Origin of the sequence: Amycolatopsis sp. WAC 01375 (genome assembly GCF_003947325.1) — a bacterium.
GTDB lineage: Bacteria > Actinomycetota > Actinomycetes > Mycobacteriales > Pseudonocardiaceae > Amycolatopsis.
Genome location: NZ_QHHW01000036.1, coordinates 427,231 through 451,906, shown reverse-complemented (window position 1 = coordinate 451,906; position 24,676 = coordinate 427,231). Strand labels below are relative to the sequence as shown.

The window sequence follows — 24,676 nt, the reverse complement described above, 5'->3', positions numbered from 1 at the left end:
TGTCGTGCTCCCGAGATCCGGGACGCGCCTGTCACCCCGTCCACCAGAAAGGCCGAACGTTCATGAGCTCCGGTCCCTCGCTGCACATTCTCACGCGCACGGATCTGCACAACCTCGAACTCACGCCGGACGAGGCGATCACCATGGTCGAAGACGGCTATCTGGCCTACGCGTCCGGAGCCTCGCGGAATCCGGCGAAGCTGATGGTGCCGATGCCGGATCCCGCGCGGGACGCCGTCGCGTACTCGATGCTCGGCTACGACGGCTCCCTCGAGCAGGCCGCGTTCAAGACGAGCTACCGGCAGGGCAGCACCTCGGCCGAGAAGTACTACACGACGATCACCCTTTACGACGACACCACCGGCCTGCCGTTCGCGCTCATGGACTGCCACCGCGTCGGCGCCACTCGCACGCCTGCCAGCACCGCGCTGATCGCGCGTTCGTGCGCCCGGCCGGGGGCGCGATCCGCGCTCATGGTCGGCACCGGCGCGCAGGGGATCCGGACGCTGCCGTACCTGCTCACCGCGTTGCCGGACCTCGAACGGCTGCGGCTGTTCGGCACGCATCCCGACGGTCTGCGCGACAGTGTCGCCGCACTCGAAGAGCGGTTCCCGGACCGCGCGGTCGAACTCGTCGACGACGTGGAGGCCGCGGCGCGCGAGTCCGACATCGTGGTCGCCGCGTCGGGCCGGGCCGCGCATCCGAAGATCCGCCTCGGCTGGCTGCCGCCGGGCGGGCTGCTGATCTCGGTCGCCAGCAAGGGAGTCCAGGAAGGCACGCTCGCCGAGGCCGACTACACCGTGGCGACCAACGGCGCGCAGGTCGAGGTGACCGGGCAGCGGATGGCGGGCCCGGACGGCGTGTTCCGCATCGACGCCGAACTCCCCGACATCCTCGCCGGTCGCGCGCCGGGGCGTCGCGGCGACGAAGACCGGGTGTTCGCCTTCAGCAGCGGCATGATCATCACCGACATCCCGGTCGCGCACGCGCTGGCCGCCCGCGCCATCGCGGCGGGCCGCGGCCGTGAGGTGGCCCTGTGGACCTGATCGACACCCTGTCCCCGCCTTTGCCCGCGCTCGAACGTCCCTGGGCGCACCGGCTGCGTGGCTCGGAGACCTTGTGGGAGATCGCCCGCGGGATCGGCGGCGGCCCCTTCCACGTGATCCGTCCGGCCACTTTTTCCGAGAATCTCGGGGGAATGGTCGCGGCGCTCGCGGCCGCGCGCGTCGAGGGCACCGTCTACTACGGGAAGAAGGCGAACAAGGCTGCGGCGTGGCTGCGGGAGTGCGTCCGGCCCGGCACGGGCGTCGACGTCGCGAGCGTGCCCGAACTGGTGCACGCCCTCGGCAACGGCCTGCGCGGGGAGGCGATCGGCGTCACCGGCGCCGCCAAACCGGACGGCCTCCTCTGGCTCGCCCTGCGGCACCGCTGTCTCATCGCGGTGGACGCGGCCGACGAACTGGAACGCGTCGCGCGCATGGCCGCCGAACTCGGGGAGACGGCCCAGGTGCTGCTGCGGGTGAGGCCGCCGTCCGCGCCGGAGAGCCGGTTCGGCTTCGCTCCCGACGCCTTGAAGGCGGCTGTGCGGCAGTGTGCCGAACCGGTCGTCCTGCGGGGTTTCTCGTTCCACCTGGACGGCTACGACCCGGTGCCGCGGGCGGAACTCGCCGCGTACCTGATCGATCTCTGCCAGGACGCCCGTGCACTCGGGCATCCCGCGTCGAAGATCAGTATCGGTGGCGGGATCGCCGTGTCCTATGTGGACGCCGAGGACTGGGCGCGGTTCGAGTCCGGCAGGCATGACGGCTGGTTCCACGCCGGCCGCAACCCGGCGCGGACCTATCCGTACCACCAGTCACCGACCGGTGCGGCCATGGTCACCGCCATCCTGCGGCACCAGATCGCCGGGAAGCCGCTGGCTGATCTGCTGCGCGCGGCCGGGATCGAGCTGCTGCTCGAACCGGGCCGAGCGCTCGTCGACGGCGCCGGGTTCTCGGTGTTCCCGGTGCTGGGCTGCAAACCGGCCGAAGGTCACCTGATCACCACGGTCGCGGGCCTGTCGATGAGCCTGTCCGAGCAGTGGAAGGGCAGCGAGTTCCTGCCCGATCCGCTCCTCGTGCCCAGGGAAGCCAGGGAAGCCACGGACGGCACACCGGTGCGCACCGTCGTCGGGGGTTCGAGCTGCATGGAGTACGACGTGCTCACGTGGCGCGCGGTGGAGCTGCCCGCCCGGCCGAGGACCGGCGATCTCCTCGTGTACCCCAACACGGCCGGCTACCAGATGGACAAGAACGAGAGCGGTTTCCACCAGCTTCCCCTGCCGCCGAAGGTGGTGGTCGACGGCGATCACTGGCACGTCGACACCGACTATCCGACCCAGGAGATCCGATGACCATCGTCCAGCGCGCGTCCGATCTGATCGGGAACACGCCGCTGCTGGAGCTCGCGCGCACCGGCACCGGCACGCGCCTCCTGCTCAAACTCGACCACCTCAACCCGACCGGCTCGTGCAAGGTGCGCATGGCGAGGCAGATGATCGACGAGGCGGAACTCGAAGGACGGCTGCGGCCGGGCGGGCACATCATCGAGCCCACCTCCGGCAACACCGGCAACGGGCTCGCGTTGGTGGCGCTGGAACGCGGCTACCGGTTCACCGCCGTGGTCGACCATCACGCCGCCCGCGAAAAGCTCCGGATGCTGCGTGCGCTCGGCGCGGAACTGGTGTTCGTCGAGGCCCCGGCGGACGGCGGCGTCAGTTCGGTCCAGCGGAGGCGGGTCGCGGCCCGGATCGCCGCGGAAACCGGTGCCTACCATCCCGATCAGCACAACCATCCGGGGAACGGCAACGGCTACACCGGATTGGCGCGGGAACTTCTCGAGCAGCTCGGCGCCGTCGACGTGCTCGTCGCGGCGATCGGCACCGGCGGTTCGCTGTGCGGCACGGCCCGTGCCCTGCGCGCGGCTGGATCGGGCACACACGCGGTGGCGGTCGAACCAGTCGGCTCGATCATCTTCGGTGGCGCGCCGGGGATCTACCACCAGACCGGGGCGGGCAGCCCGGCCGGTTTCCCGGTCGGGGACAACGTGGACCGATCGGTGATCGACGAAGCCCACCGCGTGTCCGACGGCGACGCCTTCGCCGGGGCACGCGTCGTCGGGCGGCGCACCGGTGTGCTGGTCGGCGGGACCACCGGCGGCGCGATCCAGGTCGCGCTCCGGCGGCTCTACGCGTATCCGGCCGGAAGTACCGTGGTGGTGCTGTGCAACGACGCGGGCGAGAAGTACCTCGACTCGGTCTACGACGACGAATGGCTGCGTGCCAGGGGAGTGCTCGACGAACTCGCCCACCGGCGGATGGATCGCTGGTTCGCCGCCTACGCCGCGTCCGTGCGAGTGGCCATCCGCGACAGGACGGCTCGTCCGGTGGCGGTGGGCGTATGACCACGATGGTGGCCACGCGCGGATACCGGGCACTCGTCGCGCTGGCCGCGCCGATCGCGGGAATCCAGCTGGCACAGGTGGCGCTCACCAGCGTCGACCTGGCCATGCTGGGCCTGCTCGGGGTGACGGCGGTGGCGGCGGGCGGGCTGGCGATCCTGCTCTACAACCAGATCCGCACCATGTGCGTCGGCATGGTCACCGGCGTCGGGAACCTCGTGGCCACGGCCGCCGGTGCGGGCGAACTCCGCACCGGCACCGGCGAACTCGACGAACGCGCGCGGGACGAGATCCGGGCGCTCCTGCGGTCCGCGCTGCTCGTCGCGACCGTGACCGCGGCGATCGGCGCGGCAGTCCTTTGTGGACTCGCGGCCGCTTTGCCTTTGCTCGGCCAGAAACCGGAGATCGTCGCACTCGCCAAGGCAATGATGTTCGCGCTGGCCGGTGGGCTGTTCCCGATGGTGTGGCTTAACGTGCTGCGCCAGTTCGCCGTCGGGCTGCGGCGCCCGGGTTCCCTGCTCGCCGTCACGCTGGTGTCGATCGCGGTCAACGCCGCCCTCAACGCCGCGTTCGTCTACGGCTGGGCTGGCCTGCCGGCACTGGGCATCGCCGGGATCGGTTTGGCGACGACACTGGTCCAGTTCTTCACCCTCGCCGTGTTCGCCTCGGCCGTCCGGCGGGACCCGCGGCTGCGCCCCATGGTGTCGCTCGCGCTCTGGCGCGCGGATCCGGCGGTGGTCCGGCATATCGTCCGGCACGGGACCCCGATCTGTTTCACCTACGGGTCGGAGGCCGCGATCACCTCGATCGCGACGGTCCTGATGGGAGCCTTCGGCCCGGCGATGCTCGCCGCGTCGAACGTCGCGAACCAGCTGGCCTACATCGTCTACCAGGTCAACATCGGACTGTCGCAGGGATCGTCCATTTTGGTCAGTCGAGCGGTCGCCCACGGCGAACGTCGGCGGGCGCCGGTGATCGCCCGGCAGGCACTCACCCTTTCATGGTCCTTCATGGCGGTGGTGAGCCTGGCGTACCTGGTGATACCGCAGGTGTTGTTGTGGCCTTTCCTGCACGACGAGGCCGACGCGGTGGTGCTCGGCACCGCGTCGACCCTGCTGGTGTTCGCCATCGCGCAGCAGTACAGCAAGGGAACGCAGAACATCCTCGTCGGCCTGCTGCGCGGGCTCGGCGACACCGTTTCCGGGCTCCGCTGCACCCTCGTCGGGTACTGGGCGGTCGGTGTACCGGCCATGGTCCTGTGCGCCTACGTGTTCGCTTGGGGCGGCTGGGGTGTCTGGGCCGGATTGTGCGTGGGTTTCGCGGCGACCGCGGCACTGCTCGCGCGGCGGTTCGCCGGAGCCGGGACCGGTTCGGCGCGGTAGGCGTCGATCCTGGCGAGCAGAGCGCGGGAGGCGGGGTCGGCCGCGTGTGTTCGCAGCAGTGCCGCCAGCGGCGCGAGCCGGTCCTTGGTGCGGGCGGAACCGAGGCCACGCGCGAGGTCCACCGCCTCGGTGCCGATGCGGACGGCCTCGTCGAAATCACCTTGGAGTGCGTGGTTCTGGGCGAGCATGATCAGGGTGAGCGCCAGGCTGCGGGACATTTCCGCGCCGTAGTGGCCGGTCGCGTCGCGAAGCCGCGCGATCGCCTCCTCGCTGTGCCGTGCGGTGACCGTCTGAGCCAGTTCGGTGAGGACGGTGCCTCGCATCGCTTCCATGTCCGTGGTGCCGAAGAAGGCTTCCCATGGCCGCGCGGCAGGCCACGTGTCCGCCCGCTCGAACCGGGACTCCGCCCGCGCGAGGCCGTCGAGGGCGGCACGCTCGTCCCCGGCCTTCGCCAAGGCCCACGCCTCGTTGACGGTCAGGATCGCCCGCGCCCGCCCGGAACCGGACCGGTGGGCGGCGGCCTGCCCCCGGCGGAAGTGGCCCAGCCCGGCTTCGACGTCGTCATGGTGCAGTTCCAGCCTGCCGAGGCGGTAGCAGATGTTGGCCACGAGACCGTCGTTCCCGGCCTCGCCGGCGAGAGCGAGCGCGCGGTCGAACCGGAGCCGTGCCGGAATCCGGCGGCCGATGTCGAATTCCGTCCAGCCGAGCAGATTGTGCAGATCGGCGAGCACGGTGAGCAGCCGTGACCGGAGCGCGCCGGGGACCGCGCCCCAATGAAGCAGGAGGCTGACCCTTTTCACGACGTGCACCGCGTCGTGGGAAAAGGCACCACCCTGCCGGTAATCCAACGCACGCAAGACGTCGACCGCGTTTTCGAGGCACTCGACGTCGGCGATCTCGATGCGGTCCGGCGGCTTGCCTTTTCCGGTCGTTGTCATGAACTCACCTCACGCAAGTCATGGCTCGCCCACCGGCTACCCGGGGTCGATCCGGTCGAAACCGGACGTCACTCCCCAGGGGTCTTGATTTGACCCGTTCCAGAGACGCTCTTATCGTCCTTGGTGATGTCCGACTTCGAGGCACAGCTGCGAGCGGTTTCGCTGCGCGTGACTCGGCCCCGGCTGGCCGTGCTCGCCGCGCTGCGCGATCACCCGCACGTGGACACCGAAACGGTGATCGCGCTGGTGCGGGCCGGCCTGCCGACGGTCTCGCACCAGGCGGTCTACGACGTGCTGCGAGCACTGACCGAAACCGGCCTGATCCGCCGCATCCAGCCGGCGGGCACACTCGCCCGCTACGAGACCCGGGTGGGGGACAACCATCACCATGTCGTGTGCCGGTCCTGTGGCGCGATCGCGGATGTCGACTGCGCCGTCGGCCATACCCCTTGCCTCACCGCCTCCGCCGACCACGGTTTCGTGATCGACGAGGCGGAGGTCGTCTACTGGGGCGTCTGCCCCGACTGCGCGGCCGAACCCGTCCAGCGATGAATTCGCCTGCCACGGAAGGAAAGAAATGAGTGACACCCCGGAGAAGGGCTGCCCGGTGGCCCACGACTCCGTGACCGCGCACGGTAGCGAGAGCGAGAACCCGGCGATCGACTCGCCGACGCCGAAGTCCGGCGGCCGCCCGCGCACCAACAAGGACTGGTGGCCCAACCAGCTCGACCTTTCGGTGCTGCACGCCCACTCGTCCAAATCCAACCCGCTCGGCGCGAATTTCAGCTACGCCGACGAGTTCGCCGCACTCGATGTCGATGCCCTCAAACGGGACATCGTCGAGGTGCTCACCACCTCGCAGGACTGGTGGCCCGCAGACTTCGGCCACTACGGCGGCCTGATGATCCGGATGAGCTGGCACGCCGCGGGCACCTACCGCATCCACGACGGCCGCGGCGGGGCCGGTGACGGCGCGCAGCGCTTCGCCCCGCTCAACAGCTGGCCCGACAACGCCAACCTCGACAAGGCGCGGCGGCTGCTGTGGCCGGTCAAGGAGAAGTACGGCCAGCGGATCTCGTGGTCCGACCTGCTCGTGCTCGCGGGCAACGTCGCGCTGGAGTCGATGGGCTTCAAGACGTTCGGTTTCGGCTTCGGCCGCGAGGACACCTGGGAGCCCGAGGAGATCTTCTGGGGTCCGGAAGACACCTGGCTGGGTGACGAGCGCTACGCCACCGACACCGAGATGGTGCCCGACGTCGGCGCGACCGAGATGGGCCTCATCTACGTCAACCCCGAGGGACCCCGCGGCAGCGCGGACCCGGCCGCGGCGGCCCATTTCATCCGGGAGACCTTCGCCCGGATGGCGATGAACGACGAGGAGACCGTCGCGCTCATCGCCGGTGGCCACACCTTCGGCAAGACCCACGGCGCGGGCATCGCCGACGACCACGTGGGCCCGGAGCCCGAAGCCGCCCCGATCGAGACGCAGGGTCTCGGCTGGCTGAGCGACCACGGCAGCGGCAAGGGCGCCGACGCGATCACCAGCGGTCTCGAGGTCACCTGGACAGACCAGCCGACGCAGTGGAGCAACCGGTTCTTCGAGATCCTCTTCGGCTATGAATGGGAGCTCACCACGAGCCCCGGCGGCGCGAAGCAGTACGTCGCCAAGGACGCCGAGGCGATCATCCCGGACGCCCACGACCCGGCCAAGAAGCACAAGCCGACCATGCTCACCACGGATCTGGCGCTGCGCGTCGACCCGACGTACGAGAAGATCTCGCGCCGCTTCCTGGAGAACCCGGACGAGTTCGCCCTCGCCTTCGCCAAGGCCTGGTACAAGCTGCTGCACCGTGACATGGGCCCGGTCAGCCGCTTCCTGGGACCGTGGGTGCCCGAACCGCAGCTGTGGCAGGACCCGGTGCCGGAGGTCGACCACGAAGTCGTGGGGGACGCCGACATCGCCACGCTCAAGCGGAAGGTGCTCGAGTCCGGGCTCACGGTCGGTCAGCTGGTCGGCACCGCCTGGGCGTCCGCCGCGAGCTTCCGGTCCACCGACAAACGCGGTGGCGCCAACGGTGCCCGGATCCGCCTGGAACCGCAGCGTGGCTGGGAGGTCAACCAGCCGGAGCAGCTCAGGACCGTCCTGGAGACCCTGGAAGGCATCCGGCGCGAGTTCAACGACGCCGGCGGCGCCAAGATCTCGCTGGCCGACCTGATCGTGCTGGCGGGCACCGCCGCCGTCGAGAAGGCCGCGCGCGACGCCGGCACCGAGGTGAGCGTGGCGTTCCACCCCGGCCGTACCGACGCCACGCAGGAGGACACCGACGTCGAGTCGTTCGCGCTGCTCGAACCGCGCGCCGACGGGTTCCGCAACTACCTGCGTCCCGAGGAGAAGCTGCAGCCGGAGGTCCTGCTCGTCGAGCGCGCCTACATGCTCGACCTGACCGCGCCCGAGATGACCGTCCTCGTCGGCGGCCTGCGTTCACTCGGGATCAACACCGGCGGCACCCGGCACGGTGTCCTCACCGACCGGCCCGGCGTGCTCACCAACGACTTCTTCACCAACCTGCTCTCGCCGGGCACCCGGTGGAAGGTGTCGGAGGCCGAGGAGAACGTCTACGAGATCCGTGACGTCGCCACGGACGCGGTGAAGTGGACGGCCACCGCCGTCGACCTCGTCTTCGGCTCCAACTCCCAGTTGCGGGCGCTGTCCGAGGTCTACGCGGGCCAGGCCGCGCGCGAGCGGTTCGCCGCCGACTTCGCCGCCGCCTGGACCAAGGTCATGGAGCTGGACCGGTTCGACCTCGCCTGATCGTCGCGGTCCGCCGTTGCGCGTGAAGGCCCCTTCCCGCGGCTCAGCCGCGGGAAGGGGCCTTCACGCGCTTCAGGGGAGGTCGAGTTCGGTGTGCCGGGTGGCGAGGGTGCGGGCGAGTTCGGCGAGTTTGACGTTGAGGTCCTGGGAGGTGCGGCGCAGCAGGTCGAAGGCCTCGTCGGCGGTCAGGCCGCGTCGTTGCATGAGGATCCCTTTCGCCTGCCCGATGACGTCGCGCGATTCGACGGCCCGGCGAAGGTGGTGTGCTTCCAGCTCGATCCGGCTCACGGCGTTGGTGCTGGCCAAGGCGAGTGAGCCGTGAGTGGCCAGCAGCAGCGCGGTGTCCTCCGAGACGGCGTCGAGGGCGTCGGGGCGGCGGCTGTAGATGTTCAGCGCCCCGGGCAGCTTCGGCGGAGCCGCGTGGGGAACCAGCACGGTGGACAGGATCGCGGTGTACCCGTGGCCCGCGGCGGCCCGGGAGAAGTCCGGCCACCGCTTCTCGGTCGCCAGGTCGTCGCTTCGGACGTGACCGGGGCTTCCGCTGTCGGCGGCGTCGACGCAGGGCCCCGTCCCGGCGCGATACTGCACCTCGTCGAGTTCCAACGCCACCTCACCGGTCGAGACCGGCGTGTGGAAGGTCCCGTCCGGGGCACGGAGCGTGACCGACACCAGATCCGCGCCCGGCACCACCCGGTACGCGGCGTCGACGACCTGCTGGAGGACCTGCGCGGGAGTCGACGCGGTCAGCAACAGGCGCGTGAGCTCGACGAACTGCTCGGCCAGCGGACCTGCCGAGATGTCCTCGGCGGAGCCGAAACCGGCCCTGTCGCGCTGCCACAGTCGTTCGTCCGCCATCACTGACCATCCAGTCGGGTTCGGGTCCTTCACGGGTACCCAGTGGTGTCATCCGCCAATCGAAAGTCCGATGTGGACGGTGCTCAGGGATCGACCCGGTTGCGAAGGAGGCAGAACACGTTTCCTTCGGGGTCGGCGAGCACCTTCCACGATTCCTTCCCCGTCTGGCCGACGTCGGCGGGCACCGCCCCGGCGGCGAGCAGCCGCTCCAGTTCCGCGTCCTGATCATGGTCGGTGGGGTTCACGTCGATGTGCAGGGGGAGTTTGCCGGGTTTCGGATCGTCGCTGCGACTCAGGATCAACGTGGGCTGCGGACCGCCGAAGCCGGTCCCTGGCGGGCCGATCTCGATGTCGTCGCCATCCTTGCCGATCTCGACGTACCCGAGCACTTCGCACCAGAACGCCGCCATCCGGACCGGATCGGCGCAGTCGAGGATGAGTTCGGTGATACGGCAAGCCATGCGCTGAGGATATCCCCGCGCCAAGAGGAATGAATCGGCTCCGCCCGGGTATCCGGTGGCGTCGAAGTGATCCCGGACCGAGGAGGCGGCTGTGGCGGGCGACGTAGTGGACTTGATCATGCAGGACCATCGCGAGGTGGAGCGGCTGTTCGGCGAACTCGAACGGCATCCGGAGAAACGACCGCTGCTCGTCCCGGTGCTTTCGTCGCTGCTCACCGCGCACAGCCGGGCCGAGGAGGCCGAGGTGTACCCCGCGGCCAAAGGCGAGGCGGACGAGTCCGACGAGGTCGCGCACGGCCAGAAGGAGCACGCCGAGGCCGAGCAGCTGCTGGTGAAGCTGAACGACACCGATCCCGGATCGAAGCAGTTCGACAAGGTGCTTTCCGACCTCGTCGAGGCCGTCACGCATCACGTGAAGGAGGAGGAATCCACCGTCCTGCCGAAGATGCGTCGCGAACTGAACGAGGCACGGCGGCGCGAGCTCGGTGAAGCCTTCGTGACGAGCCGCACTTCACACCTCGGCGACCGCCCCGGTGAGGCCACGAAGGAAGAACTCCTGACCCAGGCGCGCAACGCCGGTGTGACGGGCGCTTCGAAGATGGGCAAGGACGAGATCGCGCGGCAGGTCGCCCAATCGTCCTGAGCGGGAGACGACGGTTGCGGTCCGGACCGAGGCCTTTTACCGTCGATGCATGGCGATCGACACCGAAGCCGGGCAGGCCGCTCCTCTCGTCATGGCCGAGACGGTGCGCTCGGAAGACGCGATCACCGTCGAGGTGGCGGGTGATATCGACATCGCGACCAGTTCCCGGCTCCGGGCCGAGCTCCAGGAGTTGCTGGAGCGGCGTCCCGCTGCCGTGGTGCTCGACCTGACCAGAGTCAGCTTCTGTGACTCGTCGGGCCTTTCCGTGCTGGTGCAGGCGAACCGTCAGTGCGCGGAGGCCGGCATCGACCTGAGTTTGGCGCCGTCCAAGGTCCTGCTCCGCGCCCTTGAGCTCACCGGGCTGCTGCCGACCCTGAAGGTCGTCACGCCCGGGTCGTGAGTGTTTTGGGGTGAAGTCGCATAACCGCTGGTCAAGTGGGTGGTGGGCGCGGAGGCGGACTGGTCACAGCGGCCCTGTCGAAAACCGAACTCGACTGATCTGGGTGTGATCAACGGAGGGAACGAGACCGAGGCGAACTCTCTGACGATGGAGGAATCGGGACACTGAACGTCCCGATTCCTCCATCGTCAGCGCCGGGGCAGGTCGGGCACGGGAGGCAAATCCACGCCCTCAGGTGACGACCCGTACCGTGCCCAGCTCCGGATCCGCGGCGTCGTAGGCGAACATGCCCGTCCGGACACCGGTGTGGAGGTAGCCCACGATCGCTTCGGTGAACACCTTGCCGGGAGCGATCGCCGGGCCCCCTGGCGGACAGGGGCTGATCATCTCCGCGCTCACGCGCCCCTCGGCCTTGTCCAGCGGCACGTGCTCGGCTTCGGCGAAGAACGCGTCGCGAGGCAGCATCCGCATTTCCAGCGTCAGTTCGGCGCCGGAGGGCAGGTCGACCGGCGGCCGCCGCTCGAAGTCGTGGTCGACCAGCCCGCGTAAGCCGTGCAGCAGGGCGGAGACCGTGTCTTGGTCGTCGGCGTGGGTGATCTGCACCGCGATCCGCCGGTGATCGGACAGGCCGGGTCGGCGTCGATGGCTTCCAGCACCGGTGCGCGCGAGTGGTCCATCCTGCTCCGATCAGCGGCCGAGGGCGTCCTGCAGTTCCTTCTTCGTCATGTTCGAGCGGCCCTTGATGTTGCGCTTCTTCGCCTCGTTGTAGAGCTGGTCCTTGGTCGGCCCGCCGGGGCCCTTCCGGTTACCGGACCGCTGGCCGCCGCGCTTCTGCGGTGAGGTGTCCCTGGTCGAACTCTTGCTCGAGGTCTTGGATTCACCGGATTGCGCGCGATTCTTGTTGACCGTGCGCGCGGCGATCTCCTCGGCGCGGTCGGTGCTCGTGCCGCGTTTCTTCTGGGAGGACTTGATGTGCTCGTACTGACGTTCGCGTTTGTCGCTCCAGCTCTGTTCAGGCACGGCTCCTCCTTGGGTTCGTGACCTGCGAATACCCCCTCGGATCACGGACGAATCGTGAGATCACTCGTCCAGGCCAGGGTGGTCGATGTTTGTCGTGTCCGTCTGCCGGGTAATCCGGTGAAGACGAGGGGAGCGGACCAATGCCAGTTCACCAGGGACGAATGTGACTTTGATGAACGCGCCGTCGCTCATGGAAGACCTCGACCACTCCGTCCTGCGGGAAGAGCGGGAGCAGGTGGTGCCGTCCCCGCGTGACCGCCCAAGCGGCAGGGCACGGAAAGACGACTATTCGCATTGCCGCCCCTTGTTCGACGAGATGGCCTCCTTGCCCGACGGTCACCCGGATCGGCGCCGTCTGCGCGAACGTCTGATCCTCGAACTGCTGCCGATAGCCGAGCACATCGCCGCCCGCTTCAGCGGACGAGGCCAGCCGAGGGAAGACCTGGTCCAGGTGGCGCGGATCGGGTTGATGAAGGCCGTCGACCGGTTCGATCCCGGAATGGGCGGGGATTTCCTCGCCTTCGCGGTGCCGACCGTCATGGGCGAGGTGCGGCGGTTCTTCCGCGACACCGGCTGGGCGGTGCACGTCCCGCGCGGGATGCAGGAGCTGCGCACCCGGCTTTCGCGGGCGACCACGGAACTGACCCAGACCCTCGGCCGCGCGCCGACCCCCACCGAACTCGCCGGTCACCTCGACGTGGCGGTCGACACCGTCCGAGAAGGCTTGCTCGCCGCGAACAGCTACCAGACCTCGTCACTGGATAGGCCGGTCAACGACGGCGAGGGCTCGCTTCCCCTGTCGGACGTGGTGGGGGAGCTGGATTCCCGGTTCGAGCACATCGAAGACCGGCACACCGTGGTCCCCCTGCTCGAAAAGCTGCCGGAACGCGAACGGGCGATCCTCGCGATGCGGTTCTTCGAGGGGCTGACGCAGTCTCAGATCGCCGAGCGTGTCGGGATTTCCCAAATGCACGTCTCCCGTCTGCTCACGAAGACGCTGCAAGAGTTGCGCGGCAGGTTCAAGGCGTAGAGGCCGCCGCGAACAGCTTGCCGAGCCCCGGCCGGGTCGGCGGGGTACCCAGTGCGTGCAAGGAATCCCAGAGCGTGACCGCCATCCCAGGTGGCGAGGGCGCGGTCCGAGGGGGCGTCGGCGGAGACCGAGTGAACGGTGGTGACCCCCGCTTCGGCGAGGAAATCCGCGAAAGTCGCGGTCGTGTCGCGGTGATAGATCGAGGCGAGCGCGACGCGATCGGCGCCAAGACGGGCGAGCGCGGTGAGGTACGCCAAGGAAGTGCTGCGCGCGGGCAGGTCGAGCCGCTCGCCGAGTACGCGGCTTTTCTCTCCCCACGGGACGTACGCGAAGTCCACGACGAGGTCCGGATCCAGTTTCGCGGTCCCCTCCCGGTGACGGTGTGGATTTCGGGTCATCCAACGCACCAAAATCCACACGGTCAGCGATGGCCCTGACAGCGAGTGAGGGGTGTGTGGATATAGGGACACTCAACGTCCCTATATCCACACACCCCTCCCGCGACACCAAAGGTCCCCCGCTCCCTTTCCGCAGGTCAGCACGCCCGGCGATACTCGCCGGACACAGCCCAAGCCCTTCAGAGGTACTCGACGCGCGCCGCGGTCACTCGTGCACAGCGGACGGCATGCCGAAATCCGGCGGGGTGAGTTGTCCGAAGCGGTGGTCGTCTTCGCGTACGGCCTTGACGAAGCGCTCGACCCTGGCGGGCTCCGGGGTGGCGGTCTTCCCGCCCAGATAACGGAGCACGATGAGGTCTTCGCCGGAATGGGTCTCGATCGCCACGGCCCAGCCGTGGATTTCGTCCCACAGCAGGGCGACGTCGCGGTCCGGATGGGTGGGGAGGCGTCCGTCGAGCGCGACGTAGGCCGAGACCGGGCTGTCGTGGTCGACGGTGCAGGATTCGAGGCCGACGCCGAGGGCATCCGTGACGTCGGCGAGGTAGCCCCACACGGCTTCGCGGGTGTGGGGGTGCCGGACAGGCATGGTGAGCAACGAGGACTTCCTTTCTCCCCGGGTCTCAGCCGGTGCGGGGCCCGAGCGGGCCCCGCACCGGAAGGGACACTCAGGCCTGGATCTCCTTGCGGTCGGACTCGGCCCCCTTGATTTCGATGCGCCGCGGCTTGGCCTTCTCGGCGATCGGGATGCGCAAGGTCAGCACGCCGGCCTCGTACCCGGCGGCGATGCGGTCGGTGTCGAGGGCGTCGCCGAGGAACAACTGACGGGAGAAGACACCCAGCGGACGTTCGGAAACCTGCATCTGGACGTCTTTACCCGGGGCAGGCCGACGCTCCGCCTTGACCGTCAGGACGTTGCGCTCGACGTCCAGCTCGATCGCGTCGGCCGCGACACCGGGAAGGTCGAAGCAGACGACGAATTCGTCACCGTCGCGGTACGCGTCCATCGGCATCGTGGCCGGCTTGGACCACGTTCCGGGCGTCGTGGTGCCGAACATCTGCTGGGTGAACCGGTCCAGCTCACGGAACGGGTCGGTGCGCATCAACATCGGGTTCCACCTCCTGGCTCGTTGTCTCTGGTGTCAACACGCACTACTGTTGTAGCATGTCATCGAAACGATGACAACCGCCAAGTCGTCGGTAGGATGACAGATCGGATGACGGACGGGATGGCAAAGAATGGACGAAGACCCCGCTCGAACAGTGCGTTCCGTGCACGACATCGTGGCCGAGGCCCGCTCCGGCGTCTCGAAACCGGAGCGGCTCCTGGAGGCCTTGGTCGCGCTGAAGACGGTGCGCGAACAGCTGGCCGCGTGGGAGCCGGAGCTGATCGCGGCCGCACGCGAGGGCGGCACCAGCTGGACGGCGCTCGCCCCGGCACTCGGGGTCGCGAGCCGTCAGGCGGCGGAGCGCCGATTCCTGCGGTTGCGGCCCTCCGTCGGCGGCGAGCACACCGGGGAGGCACGGGTCGACGCAGAACGCGATCGGCGGGCGGGTGATCGCGCGGTGTCGGACTGGGCCCGGCGCAACTCGGCGATCCTGCGGCAGCTGGCCGGTCAGGCCGGCGCGCTGGACGGACTGAATGCCAGGGCGAGGGAAAGCGCGGACCGGGTGAGCGCGGTGCTCGGCGAGGACGACGTCACCGGTCTGCTGGCGCCGCTGGCCGACCTGCGCACACAGCTTCCCCGCGAGCACACCGGATTCGCCGAACGGCTCGGGGAGATCGGTGTGCACGCCGAGCAGGTCCGGCGGGACGCCGTCGACGACCGGCGGTCTTCACGGTGAAACGGGAGGTGTGAACTCGGCCCGGAGCGGGTACTCGCGGCCGTTCGCCAGTCCGCCAAGCGAGCCGGAGGTCCCTGATGCCTGAAGCGTCACCTTCCGCCGACGTCATCAGCCTGGCGCTGAAAGTGCTTGCCGCGCAAGGATTGCGTGGGCAGGCCGCCCGTGTCGCCCTCGAGACGATGGCGCGGGAACGGCGTCTGCCGGTCAAGCGGTGCGCGGCGCTCATCGTGGCGGCCGTCGACGGGCGAGTGAACTGAGCCCGGACCGAAGGACGCTTTCCCCGCGTCGGACGTCCTGTTGGTCTGTTCGGCGAGCGGCGACCTCGCTTGCCTTGCCCTCCTTCGGCGAAGGGCGCGATTCGCGTGTTCAGACACGGGACTCGCGTGATTGGAGACGGAACACGCTGGGGCCGGACCCGCGCCGTGTCTTCCGGCTGGAGACACGCGTGATCCGGCTTCACGCACGTGACTTCCGGTCAGGTGCGCGTGTGGTCGGTCTGCCGGCAGGAGCGTGCGACACGCTCACGCAAGTAAAGGGGCTTGCGTCGCGGCAAGGCCGCGCCGCAGGGCGCCCCTCGCCGCCTGAACCGACAGTATCGCCACAGGCGGGGGAGGCGCCTTCACTGCGTGAGACGAAGGGAAAGACCCCTTCGGCCGCTGAATCGGCAGGCGGCTTACTGGCAGGCTTCGCAGTCCGGGTCGTCGATGCGGCAGGCCGCGCCGTCGGTGAGCGGGAAGTCGAAGTCGTCGAGGGCGGGGACGGCCAGAGCGGTCTCTTCCGGCGTGGCGGTGGCGGACATGTCACTCCCTTGGTACGGAACGGGTCTCATCTCTCTGTAGCGCTGAAGATCGCCGGTCATTCCGTGACGCGCGCCACAGGGGCGGTCGCGGCTACCCGGTGGCGGAATCCGCCGCGCGGAACAGCGTCTCCGCGTCGTCGACAGCCTTGGTGAGGACGTCCGCGTCCGCCCGCAGACCGGCGATGATCGCGTCGACCTCGCGCAGTCCCGCCCGCCATAGCAGCCGCTTCTCGTTGGTGACCCACTCGCCACGGGCCGCGAGGACCGCGTGTGCCGTCTCCATGGCGGCGGTGGCCAGCGCGCCGGCGACCTCCGTGGCCTGCCCGCGCGGGACGAAGGCACCGCGGGTGTAGCGCAGGGTCAGTTCCGCGCGGCCCCGCCACATCGCCGGAGCCGTTTCCCGCAACGCTTCCGGGTAGTCCGGCCGCGGCAGGTCGCCGCGCAGCACGCGGTTGACGGCGAGTTCGGCGACCGGCAGGTAACTGGGCACACCCGCGAGGTGGAACATCAGCGGCTCCCAGTGGAACCGGCCTTCCCTGGCTTCGGCGAGGTGCCGCTCGACGGCGTCGAGGTCGCGGTAGTGGACGTCGACCTGCCTGCCGTCGATCGTGAGCCAGGCGCCGCCGTTGAACACGCCGCCGCCCCAGGCGCCGATCTCGGACACCTCGCCCTCCCAGCCGAGGGCGCGTAGCTCCGCCGGGGCGAAACCGCCCCGGTAGTAGACGGCGAAATCCCAGTCGCTGCCGGGGCCGTGGGTTTCCTGGGCGCGTGATCCGCCGAGCGTGACGGCGTGCACGGCGGGCAACGCGGCCAGGCCGTCCGCCACGTGGGCGAGGAAAGTCTCGTCGTTCATCGCGCGATGATCTTAGTGATGCGCCAAAGTGAACGCGACGCGTTTTCCGTGGCCCCGGATCAGAACGAGATGTTCCCGTGGACGTCGCGGGCCTGCACGACCTTCCCGGATACCGTGCCCGAGACCGTGTTCACCACGCCACCGGTCTCGGCCCTGTTCCCGCCGGCCTTGTCCCACTCGCGGTGAAGCCGTTCCGAGAAATCGGGGTCTTCGGCTTCGGCCGTGGACAGCCGCGTCGCGAGCGCGCGCACTTCGGCGGAATCCTCCGCAGCGCCTTCGGCGGCTTCGAGTGCCGCCGTCGCCTCGGGGTCTTCGGAGAATTTTTCCTTCACCAGTTTGTACAAACCGGCCACGGATCGGGCCGCGAGTGCGGCGGCGAGAGAAATGAGGACCGGTTCTGGCATCGGCTCGCTCCCCGTCGGGTCCGGTAGGGCACGGTCACCTCACGGTACCGGTTTTGCGGGAGCTTGATGGTGCCCGGACCGAAGTCCGGGCTACCCGGGGTGTGTCAGCAGTTCCACCAGCTTTTGGCCACTGCGAAAAGCGCAGGGACGGCCGTCAGCGCAGCGAGAATCGTGGGAGTAAGCAACGTGCTCCTTGTGAATGCGGGGTTGGCGGGGCCTTATTCCGGTTGCCCCATCCGGCCAGTGGATCTTAAAGAGGCCGGTTCCGCGTGTGCAAGTTTCACGCTCTACTCAGAGTTGTTCGGCCATTCGGGTGATACTCGTCCGACATGCGCATTCGGGAGAAATCAAGTAGTCGGTGGCGTGCCGTGACGCAATTGATCACTCTTTCGAGGAGTGCGTGGACCTATCGGGCGACGAGGAGGTGGGAGAGCCACGGTGTCCTCTTGCCCCGACCTCGCCGGCGGCACGACCGGATCGGGCTCGTCGATCTCGGCGAGGAGCCCGTCGATTTTCTCGGCTTTCCGGTCCCTGCCCGTATCCCGGTAGAGCCCGGCGGCCTTTCGCCACACCCACCGCGCGTCTTCGCGATTCCCGTGATCGGCCAGTATCGAACCAAGCGCGACGTACGCTCGCGCCCTCCCGTTGACATGGTTCGCTCTTTCGGCCAGTTCGAGGGCGTGCTGCGCGTGACGGAGCGCCTCGCGGTCCTGGCGGCGCGCGTGGGCCAGTTCCGCCATCACGGTGTACAGCCGTGTCGCGACCGTCAGCCCGACCTGGTCGAGGAGTTCGTGCGCGGGACGTTGGTGCGCGTCCGCGGCGTCCAGGTTCCCGAGTTTGGTGTAGGCGTCGACGAGCGCCGTGTGGGTGGCCACCGTGCCGGCCACGTCGTTGGCCTTTCGGCGCAGGTCGAGGGCGAGCTGATAGTGGGGCAGCGCGTGATGATGGAGGTCGAGTTCGACGAGCGCGTCGCCCAGCCGGTGGGCGGCCTTGGCGTGCCGCTCCCGGTCGCCGAGGGATTCCGCGAGCCGCAGGCCTTCCCGGTAGAGGGTGACGGCCTCGGGGAGCCGCCCGGCGTACTGGTGGCGGCGCGCGAGGTTCAGCGTCACCGACAATTCCCCCACCGCGATCCCGTGGCGCCGGGACAGTTCCAGCGCCCGGCCGAGGTAGCGATCCGCGAGGTCGTACGCGCCGGTGATCAGGTGGATCTCGCCAAGGTCATTGCTGGAGGACGCTTCCGCGTGGATGTTCCCGTCCGCGGCGGCGGACGAGACCGCGGTGGTCATCGTGCTGACGCAGTCTTCGTACAGCCCATAGCGCTTCAGCGTGTCGATCAGGCAATGCGGTAGCCGCCAGGCGTAGCCGTGCAGGCCGTCCTCCGCGGCGCGGCGGACCATGGACACGAGATTCGAACGCTCGAGGAGAGTCCAGCGCAGCGCCTCGGACACGTCGTCGAAGCGGTGGGGAACGCAGCCCGGTTCGAGTGGCGGCATCGGCGGCGCCTGACGATGCGGGGAAGCGGTCCGCTGCGCCGCGTCCGCACTGTGCAGGTAATAGGAGAACATACGGTTCCTGGCCGGCACGAATTCGTGATCGTCCCGGACGAGGACCGCCGCGAACCGGTGCAGGAGGTCGTGGACGCGGTAGCGGTCGATGTCGGCGGGCTGGGAGACGAGATGCGCCGAAACGAGCGAATCCAGGGCTCGCTGGGTTTCCAGGTGGCCGGCGGCGGCCATCGCACCCAGTGCTTCGACGCTGATCTCCGCGCCGGGGTGGATGCCCAGCAGCCGGAAGACGCGGGCGTAGGCCGGAGGCAGTGCGCGATAGACCCAGGAGAACGCCGAACTGAGGCTGGCGTCCGCGCTGTCGCCGTCATCGCCGATGTGCAGCAGGAGGTCGGAATCCCGCAACTGGCCGACGAGGGTCGTCAAGGTGGTGCCTGCCCGGTTGGCGGCGCGTTCGGCGATGAGGGTGAGGGCGAGCGGGAGTCCTGCGCCGATCCGCGCCAGTTGTGCCACGGCCTCCGGTTCCCGCGTCGTCCGGGCGCCGATGCGCCGGGCCAGGAATTCCGCCGAATCGTCCGGCGGCAAGGTGCCAAGGGTGAGGTTCGGGACGTCGTGGCGGACCGACAGCGCGGTGAGGCGGCGGCGTGAGGTGATGACGACGACGCAGTCGGCCAGCGCGGTGAGCAGCGGGCGGACGTGCGCGCTGTCGGCCGCGTTGTCGAGGACGATCAGCATCCGGCGTTCGGCGAGCAGTGAGCGGAGTTTCGTCTCACGTCCGGCGGTGCCGGTGATGGAGGTGATCTCGTAACCCAAGGCGTCGAGGAGGTCGTCGATGACCTGGGTGGTCTCGACCCGCGGCGCGGTGCCGTCGCCGTGGAGGTCGATGAAGAAGGTTCCCCAGGCATGCCGGGCGCTCGTGCGATGGGTCCATCTCAGTGCGGTGGCCGTCTTGCCGACCCCGGCCGCGCCGACGAGCGCGATCACCGCGGGATGGGGTGATCCTTCGTGCGCTCCGGTGAGCCGGTCGAGCGACGCCAGGATCGCTTCGCGGCCTGTGAAGTCGGTGATGTCGCGGGGCAATCGGCGCAGCAGCAGAGGGACGTTCGGTTCCCGGCGGGGCGCCGTGAGCCCGGTGGCCGACGGCAGCGGATCGGCTTCGGCGAGGGAATCCTGGAAACGACGGAGATCCTCGGCGCCTCGGTCGTCGCCGTCGGCCAGTAGCTGCCGCCGCGCGGCGAAATAGTATTCGGTGGCGTCATTGTGCCGCCGGAGTTTGTGCAGGAGGGTCAACCGGCGGCGGGCGAGACCGGTGATGAAACCGTGCTCGCGTTGGAGATCGTTGAGCCTGCGAAGCGCCGGATCGAACTTTTCGAGGCCGATGTACGCGTCGATCAGCAGGCCGTTGGCGGGTATCCATTCGTCGAAGATGACGGAATTCCGCCAGTTCTCCGCCCATTCCGTGTGCACTTCGGCGAGCGGAATGTCGCGCCAGAGCGGAAGGGCGCCTTCGAGCAGCGAGCGTATTCGTTCGTGATCGTGTTCGCGGAACGCCTGGTGCGCGGAAGTGATCGATTCGGTGAGCCGGAAGTAGTCGATCGACTTACGGTCGACAAGGAGCTGGTAACCGCCGCCGGTATTGTCGAGTCTCGCGTCCGTGTCGCTGTCCTGAAGGATCGAGCGCACCCGATTGGCGTAGGTATGCAGTGTGGCAGCGGGATTTCGTGGTCTTCGGTCCTCCGGCCATGCCTGCCTGACGAGCGTCTGGATGGGAATGTGCCGCCCCGCCTGTGCGAGCAGGACGGCGAGGACCGCGTGTTCTTGCGCTCTTCCCCATTGCACGGTCAAACGACCGTGCATCCGAACGATTGTCTTGCCGAGAAAGCCGAGCGAAATGTGCTGCTCCACGGCGCCTCCCCTCCCAAGGTGTCACCGGAGTGACCGCGCTCCCACGGTCGAGTTTCGCAGGTGGATCCGGATCTGACCAGGTCAAAGCACGCCTGACAGGAATCTGTCATGTCTCTGGCATCCCGTGAAAGGGCGGTGTTATTCCCGGAACAGGAGGCTGAACGATCGGGCCGCCACTCTTTTCCGCAGTGACGATGAATCACTGAAACGAGTGGAGGCGGGAATGGCGGGACGACTGCGGATTTCGTCGGCGGCGGGACGGGGGCGACGATGACCGGGATCTCGTGGGCGCGTGTGCCGGGAAGCAGGACGGCGGAGCGATGGCTGACCAGGACGGGGTGCCGCCGGGTGCTCGCGGTGGTGCCGCATATGACAGCGGGTACCCGGCTGGCGGACGTACTGCCGCTTTTGGAGGCGGACGCCCGGGTGCAGATCGCCTTCACCACGCCCGACGGCCCGGACACGTGGCCAGGGGTCGACGAGTACCTGCGTCGTTCGGGAGGCCTCGTTCTGCCATGGCATCAGGCATCGCGGATGCGCTTCGACTTGGCCCTCGCGTCCAGTCATGTGGGCATCGACGAACTGGAGGCGCCGGTGCTGGTGCTGCCGCACGGCACCGGCGGGATCCGGTCGCGGGTCAGTCCGCACGGGACGGGGATCGCGGGACATCCCAGGGATCTGCTCGTCCGCGACGGCAGGGTGGTCCCGGAAGCGATGGTGTTCGCCCACGAGGACGACGCCAGGCGGATGTGCCGGGCTTTTCCCGAGGCTGCTTCGCGGGTCGTCGTCGCCGGCGACGTCTGCTACGACAGGATCCGGGCGAGCATGCCGCTGCGACTGAGGTATCGGGACTCGGCCGGAATCGAGGCGCACCGGAAGCTGGTGATGATCAGTTCGACCTGGTCCCCGCATTCCCTGTTCGGCGGGAACCTGGACCTGATCACCCGGCTGGCCTCGGTGCTGCGAGGTCCGGAGTACCGGGTGATGGTGGCCCTGCACCCGCTGACGTGGTCGGCCCACGGGACCCGCCAGGTGCGCGCGTGGCTCGCCGAGGCGCTCGAAGCCGGGATCCGGCTACTGCCCCCGGAGGAAGGCTGGCGGGCCGCGCTGGTGGCGTCGGACTGCGTGATCGGCGACCACGGCTCGGTGACGCAGTACGCGGCGGGGCTGGGGAAGCCGGTCCTGCTCAATCCCGGCTCCGTACTCGACGTCCGGAAGGGGAGTCTCGCCGACCTGCTCTGGAAGTCCGCGTCCGTTCTCGACCCCGCGCGGTCCTTGCGAGGGCAGGTGGACGAACTCATCACCGGGGGTCCGCGGCGTACAGCCATCGAGAAACGGATCACCTCGATGCCGGGGGAGGCGGCGGCGCGGCTGCGCGAGGAGATCTACCGGATCCTCGCGATGCCCGAGCCGGACCGTCCGGCCGAGGTCACGCCGGTTCCGCTGCTCACCAGAGAATGGCCGGAGAGATGAGGGCGCGGGTGCGCGGCGCCGTCGTCGAAGTGCGGTGGACAGACGAATGCGGGCTGCCGGACCACGTGCTGGTCGCCTGGGCGGGCAAGACATCCGAAGCCTGGCTGCGCCGCGCGGACCTGGTGATCTGCGCCGCCGCGCCGGACGACGTGCTGGGTGCGTTGCCCGGAGCGCTGGCGGTCATCGCCGGGGGCTTGATCCGCTTCCGGGATCACCGGTTCGTCCCTGGCCCGGCCGGGTCCGGTATCGATGGCTGGCCCCGCTATTCCGGCAGTGGCCAGGAAGGGCTTTCGGTGTCGTCCGCGATCGCCGCTATCCGCGCTTCCACCCGATGTGCCTTGGGATCCCTCGAACGACGGTAGATCTCCAGCGCCAGCTGGAGATGGGTGCGGGCCGCGTGAGTGTCGCCCTCGCGCAGCCCGCATTCCGCGAGACTTTCGAGCGCTTCGGCGTAATACGGATCGGCGCCGGAACTGTGCAACGTCGCCGCCGCTTCCTCCAGCAGCCGGGAGGCTTCGCCGGCCCGCCCCAGGGTGAGGTGGGCGTTGCCGAGCCGTGTCTGTGCCCGTGCGTGGAGGACGACGTCGCCGATCGCCAGTGCTTCGGCGGCGGAGCGCTCCAGGTGACCGATCGCCTCCTGCGTCCGCCCCAAAGCCGCGCTGGCTTCTCCTATCCGTCTCAGATGCAGCACCACACCGCGGTGCTGTCCCGCCCGCTCCGCGAGCCGCAGGGCACGGGTGAAGTACTCCAGCGCACGCTGGTGGTCGCCGGTGCTTTGCGCGACGACGCCGAGGTGCTCCCACGCGGTCGCCTCACCGGCCGGGTCGTCGATCGTTCGAGAAGCCTCCATGGCGGCCGCGAATTGTGTCCGCGCGTCTTCGAACTTCTCGGTGTTGAGATAGGCGTAGCCGAGCTGGATGTGCATGCGCGCTTCCGCGGCGGGGTCCGCGCAGTGCCGCGCCGCGTCCACCGCCCATTTGTGCGTCGTCTCCCACTGGCGATAATGCTTGCGGTAGAGGAAGAAACCCCACAAACCTTCGCAGAACTGCCAGACTTCCTGCCACCAGCCCTCTTCGACGGCCGTGTGCATGGTCGCGACGACGTTCGCGAGTTCCTGCTCCACCCAGTCCAAGGCGCCCCGGGAATCGGAGAACCGTGATGGCTCCGCGTGTTCGTGTCGCGGGCTGAGCCGATGGCGGTGCGGGATGATGGCGAGATCGGCTTCGGCGACGTGGTCGAGATACCAGTTCAGCATTCTCCGCAGCGCGTCGGATCGGGTCGACTGGTCTTCCGTCTTGGTCGCCTTCTGCCGTGCGTGCACCCGCGTCAGATCGTGGAACTGGAACCGGTCGGGCCCGATGTCGGTCAGCAGGCTCGAAACGACCAAGGAGTCCAGCGCGTCCTCGGTCTCGGTCGCGGGCCGGTCGATCGCGGCCGCGGCGAGACCGAGCCCGAACTCGCGGCCAGGGTGGAGACCGAGCAGGCGGTAGACCCGCGCCGTCTCCGCGTCCAGTCCGTCGAAGGAAAGGTCGAAACTCGCCTGCACCACTGCTTCGTCGGCGATCTTGAGACCCGACAGACGGCGTTTTTCGTCGGAAAGCACGCCCACCAACCGGGAAATCGGCCATTGGGGCCGGGTCGAGAGCCGTGCTGCCGCCACGCACAGGGCGATCGGCATACCACCGCAGAGCGAGACCAATTCCCGGGCGCGTTCGGGTTCGGTCGTTACCCGTTGCGTGCCGACGGTTCTTTCGAGCAGCCGCAAACCCGCGTCTTCGTCGAGCGGGGAGACGACGAGCGCCCGCGCGCCGTCCATGGCCAGTGCGCCGAGCCGCCATCGGCTGGTCACGACGACGACGCTGGCCGGCGACGCGGGCAGCAGCGGCCGGACCTGCGCGGCGGAGTCGGCGTCGTCGGCGAGGACGGCGAACCTCTTCCCGGCGGTGACCGACCGGTACATGGCCGCCTGTTCCGCCATCTCGGCGGGCACCTGCTCCGCGGGCACGCCGAGCGCGCGGAGAAAACCGCCGAGCACGTCGTCGGGAGTCGTCGGCCCGTCGGCGCTGAAGGCCCCCAGATTCACGTAGAGCTGGCCATCGGGAAAACGGTCGACGTGATTCGTGATCCAGCGCGACGCGAGCGCCGTCTTCCCCATTCCGCCGGATCCGGTGATCACCGCCAGCGCCGGCCCCTGCCGCTGGTCGTCGTCGAGCAACCGGGTCAGCGCGGTCAGTTCCCGTTCCCGGTCGGTGAACGACGAGGACACCGGAAGCAATTGACGCGGAATGACCGGCTTGACCCCCTGTTGGAGGAAGATGTCGCCGTGAACGGCGCCGACCTGTACCGCGGTTCCGGAGACGTCTCCGGTTATCGTGTTCTCGCGTCTGTCACCTGAGTCCATTCCGAGCAGCACCCCCTGCACCGAGTCTGGTCACACGAGGCCCGCCGCGGTACCGCTTTCACAGCGAAGCTGAATGTGATGTTCGACTTACTGATCGGCGTGGATCGGGCTCGTGTC

26 protein-coding genes are annotated in these 24,676 nt (G+C 68.8%); 13 read left to right on the top strand and 13 right to left on the bottom strand.

Going from position 1 to position 24,676, the window contains the following annotated elements; genetic code table 11:
- The first annotated feature begins 62 nt into the window (after window positions 1-62).
- From DL991_RS24945 to DL991_RS24930, 4 genes are read left to right on the top strand one after another with little or no spacing between them, the layout of a single operon-like run.
- Window positions 63-1,046, top strand: a complete 984-nt coding sequence (locus DL991_RS24945) for an ornithine cyclodeaminase (RefSeq protein ID WP_125786746.1) — start codon at window positions 63-65, stop codon at window positions 1,044-1,046.
- A complete protein-coding gene (locus tag DL991_RS24940; protein WP_125786745.1) occupies window positions 1,037-2,392 on the top strand; it encodes an alanine racemase in 1,356 nt (451 codons plus the stop codon). The genes DL991_RS24945 and DL991_RS24940 overlap by 10 nt, the downstream gene beginning before the upstream one ends.
- Window positions 2,389-3,441: a PLP-dependent cysteine synthase family protein gene (locus DL991_RS24935; RefSeq protein WP_125786744.1), complete on the top strand. Its 1,053-nt coding sequence runs from the start codon at window positions 2,389-2,391 to the stop codon at window positions 3,439-3,441. The genes DL991_RS24940 and DL991_RS24935 overlap by 4 nt, the downstream gene beginning before the upstream one ends.
- A complete protein-coding gene (locus DL991_RS24930) occupies window positions 3,438-4,820 on the top strand; it encodes an MATE family efflux transporter (RefSeq protein WP_125786743.1) in 1,383 nt (460 codons plus the stop codon). The genes DL991_RS24935 and DL991_RS24930 overlap by 4 nt, the downstream gene beginning before the upstream one ends.
- Here DL991_RS24930 and DL991_RS24925 read toward each other — a convergent pair.
- Window positions 4,703-5,758 carry a hypothetical protein gene (locus tag DL991_RS24925; protein ID WP_233598964.1) on the bottom strand — a complete coding sequence of 352 codons (1,056 nt, stop codon included), beginning with the start codon at window positions 5,756-5,758 and terminating at the stop codon, window positions 4,703-4,705. The two genes, DL991_RS24930 and DL991_RS24925, sit on opposite strands and share 118 nt — an antisense overlap.
- A gap of 126 nt (window positions 5,759-5,884) precedes the next feature.
- Between DL991_RS24925 and DL991_RS24920 the strand changes: the two genes are divergently transcribed.
- Window positions 5,885-6,310, top strand: coding sequence for a Fur family transcriptional regulator (locus DL991_RS24920; RefSeq protein WP_125786742.1), 426 nt, complete (start codon window positions 5,885-5,887; stop codon window positions 6,308-6,310).
- A gap of 25 nt (window positions 6,311-6,335) precedes the next feature.
- Complete coding sequence (katG, locus tag DL991_RS24915; RefSeq protein WP_125786741.1) at window positions 6,336-8,570, top strand: catalase/peroxidase HPI; 2,235 nt, start codon at window positions 6,336-6,338, stop codon at window positions 8,568-8,570.
- A 72-nt stretch (window positions 8,571-8,642) separates the two neighbouring features.
- On the opposite strand, the gene DL991_RS24910 is transcribed toward katG, so the two are convergent.
- Together DL991_RS24910 and DL991_RS24905 are read right to left on the bottom strand one after the other, a co-directional pair.
- Window positions 8,643-9,425, bottom strand: a complete 783-nt coding sequence (locus tag DL991_RS24910) for a GAF and ANTAR domain-containing protein (RefSeq protein WP_125786740.1) — start codon at window positions 9,423-9,425, stop codon at window positions 8,643-8,645.
- Window positions 9,426-9,508: 83 nt separating this feature from the next.
- The gene (locus DL991_RS24905; protein WP_125786739.1) at window positions 9,509-9,886 is read right to left on the bottom strand and encodes a VOC family protein; all 378 of its coding nucleotides are present in this window, start codon (window positions 9,884-9,886) and stop codon (window positions 9,509-9,511) included.
- A gap of 91 nt (window positions 9,887-9,977) precedes the next feature.
- Here DL991_RS24905 and DL991_RS24900 point away from each other — a divergent pair, with 91 nt between their 5' ends.
- Window positions 9,978-10,529 carry a hemerythrin domain-containing protein gene (locus DL991_RS24900; protein WP_125786738.1) on the top strand — a complete coding sequence of 184 codons (552 nt, stop codon included), beginning with the start codon at window positions 9,978-9,980 and terminating at the stop codon, window positions 10,527-10,529.
- A 49-nt stretch (window positions 10,530-10,578) separates the two neighbouring features.
- Window positions 10,579-10,929, top strand: a complete 351-nt coding sequence (locus DL991_RS24895) for an STAS domain-containing protein (RefSeq protein WP_125786737.1) — start codon at window positions 10,579-10,581, stop codon at window positions 10,927-10,929.
- A gap of 231 nt (window positions 10,930-11,160) precedes the next feature.
- Here DL991_RS24895 and DL991_RS24890 read toward each other — a convergent pair whose 3' ends face one another.
- Together DL991_RS24890 and DL991_RS24885 are read right to left on the bottom strand one after the other, a co-directional pair.
- Window positions 11,161-11,532, bottom strand: coding sequence for a hypothetical protein (locus DL991_RS24890; RefSeq protein ID WP_233598963.1), 372 nt, complete (start codon window positions 11,530-11,532; stop codon window positions 11,161-11,163).
- Window positions 11,533-11,616: 84 nt separating this feature from the next.
- On the bottom strand, window positions 11,617-11,949 hold the full coding sequence (locus tag DL991_RS24885; RefSeq protein ID WP_125786736.1) for a plasmid stabilization protein: 333 nt from the start codon (window positions 11,947-11,949) through the stop codon (window positions 11,617-11,619).
- Window positions 11,950-12,121: 172 nt separating this feature from the next.
- Here DL991_RS24885 and DL991_RS24880 point away from each other — a divergent pair, with 172 nt between their 5' ends.
- Complete coding sequence (locus DL991_RS24880) at window positions 12,122-12,979, top strand: SigB/SigF/SigG family RNA polymerase sigma factor (protein WP_125786735.1); 858 nt, start codon at window positions 12,122-12,124, stop codon at window positions 12,977-12,979.
- On the opposite strand, the gene DL991_RS24875 is transcribed toward DL991_RS24880, so the two are convergent.
- The 3 genes from DL991_RS24875 to DL991_RS24865 all read right to left on the bottom strand — a co-directional run bounded on the left by DL991_RS24875 (window position 12,886) and on the right by DL991_RS24865 (window position 14,483).
- Complete coding sequence (locus tag DL991_RS24875) at window positions 12,886-13,377, bottom strand: hypothetical protein (protein WP_233598962.1); 492 nt, start codon at window positions 13,375-13,377, stop codon at window positions 12,886-12,888. The genes DL991_RS24880 and DL991_RS24875 overlap by 94 nt on opposite strands.
- Window positions 13,378-13,582: 205 nt before the next feature.
- Window positions 13,583-13,963: a DUF6292 family protein gene (locus tag DL991_RS24870; RefSeq protein ID WP_125786956.1), complete on the bottom strand. Its 381-nt coding sequence runs from the start codon at window positions 13,961-13,963 to the stop codon at window positions 13,583-13,585.
- Between the two features lie 79 nt (window positions 13,964-14,042).
- Window positions 14,043-14,483 (bottom strand): Hsp20/alpha crystallin family protein, encoded by a 441-nt coding sequence (locus tag DL991_RS24865; protein WP_125786734.1) that lies wholly within the window; start codon window positions 14,481-14,483, stop codon window positions 14,043-14,045.
- Between the two features lie 130 nt (window positions 14,484-14,613).
- Here DL991_RS24865 and DL991_RS24860 point away from each other — a divergent pair, with 130 nt between their 5' ends.
- Both DL991_RS24860 and DL991_RS24855 read left to right on the top strand, forming a co-directional pair.
- Window positions 14,614-15,219, top strand: a complete 606-nt coding sequence (locus DL991_RS24860; RefSeq protein ID WP_125786733.1) for an HSP18 transcriptional regulator — start codon at window positions 14,614-14,616, stop codon at window positions 15,217-15,219.
- Between the two features lie 77 nt (window positions 15,220-15,296).
- Entirely contained in the window at window positions 15,297-15,476 is a 180-nt protein-coding gene (locus tag DL991_RS24855; protein ID WP_125786732.1) for a hypothetical protein, read from the top strand.
- A gap of 416 nt (window positions 15,477-15,892) precedes the next feature.
- Here the strand turns inward: DL991_RS24855 and DL991_RS43780 are convergent, their stop codons facing one another.
- The 4 genes from DL991_RS43780 to DL991_RS24840 all read right to left on the bottom strand — a co-directional run bounded on the left by DL991_RS43780 (window position 15,893) and on the right by DL991_RS24840 (window position 20,463).
- Window positions 15,893-16,018 carry a hypothetical protein gene (locus DL991_RS43780; RefSeq protein WP_007031507.1) on the bottom strand — a complete coding sequence of 42 codons (126 nt, stop codon included), beginning with the start codon at window positions 16,016-16,018 and terminating at the stop codon, window positions 15,893-15,895.
- Between the two features lie 91 nt (window positions 16,019-16,109).
- Complete coding sequence (locus tag DL991_RS24850) at window positions 16,110-16,871, bottom strand: nucleotidyltransferase domain-containing protein (RefSeq protein WP_125786731.1); 762 nt, start codon at window positions 16,869-16,871, stop codon at window positions 16,110-16,112.
- Window positions 16,872-16,930: 59 nt separating this feature from the next.
- On the bottom strand, window positions 16,931-17,275 hold the full coding sequence (locus DL991_RS24845) for a hypothetical protein (protein WP_125786730.1): 345 nt from the start codon (window positions 17,273-17,275) through the stop codon (window positions 16,931-16,933).
- Between the two features lie 347 nt (window positions 17,276-17,622).
- Entirely contained in the window at window positions 17,623-20,463 is a 2,841-nt protein-coding gene (locus DL991_RS24840) for a tetratricopeptide repeat protein (protein WP_158634448.1), read from the bottom strand.
- Between the two features lie 492 nt (window positions 20,464-20,955).
- Here DL991_RS24840 and DL991_RS24835 point away from each other — a divergent pair, with 492 nt between their 5' ends.
- On the top strand, window positions 20,956-22,158 hold the full coding sequence (locus tag DL991_RS24835; protein ID WP_125786728.1) for a hypothetical protein: 1,203 nt from the start codon (window positions 20,956-20,958) through the stop codon (window positions 22,156-22,158).
- On the top strand, window positions 22,143-22,520 hold the full coding sequence (locus tag DL991_RS24830; protein WP_125786727.1) for a hypothetical protein: 378 nt from the start codon (window positions 22,143-22,145) through the stop codon (window positions 22,518-22,520). Before DL991_RS24835 ends, DL991_RS24830 begins: the two co-directional genes overlap by 16 nt.
- On the opposite strand, the gene DL991_RS24825 is transcribed toward DL991_RS24830, so the two are convergent.
- On the bottom strand, window positions 22,421-24,559 hold the full coding sequence (locus DL991_RS24825) for a tetratricopeptide repeat protein (RefSeq protein WP_125786726.1): 2,139 nt from the start codon (window positions 24,557-24,559) through the stop codon (window positions 22,421-22,423). The genes DL991_RS24830 and DL991_RS24825 overlap by 100 nt on opposite strands.
- Window positions 24,560-24,676 lie beyond the last annotated feature (117 nt).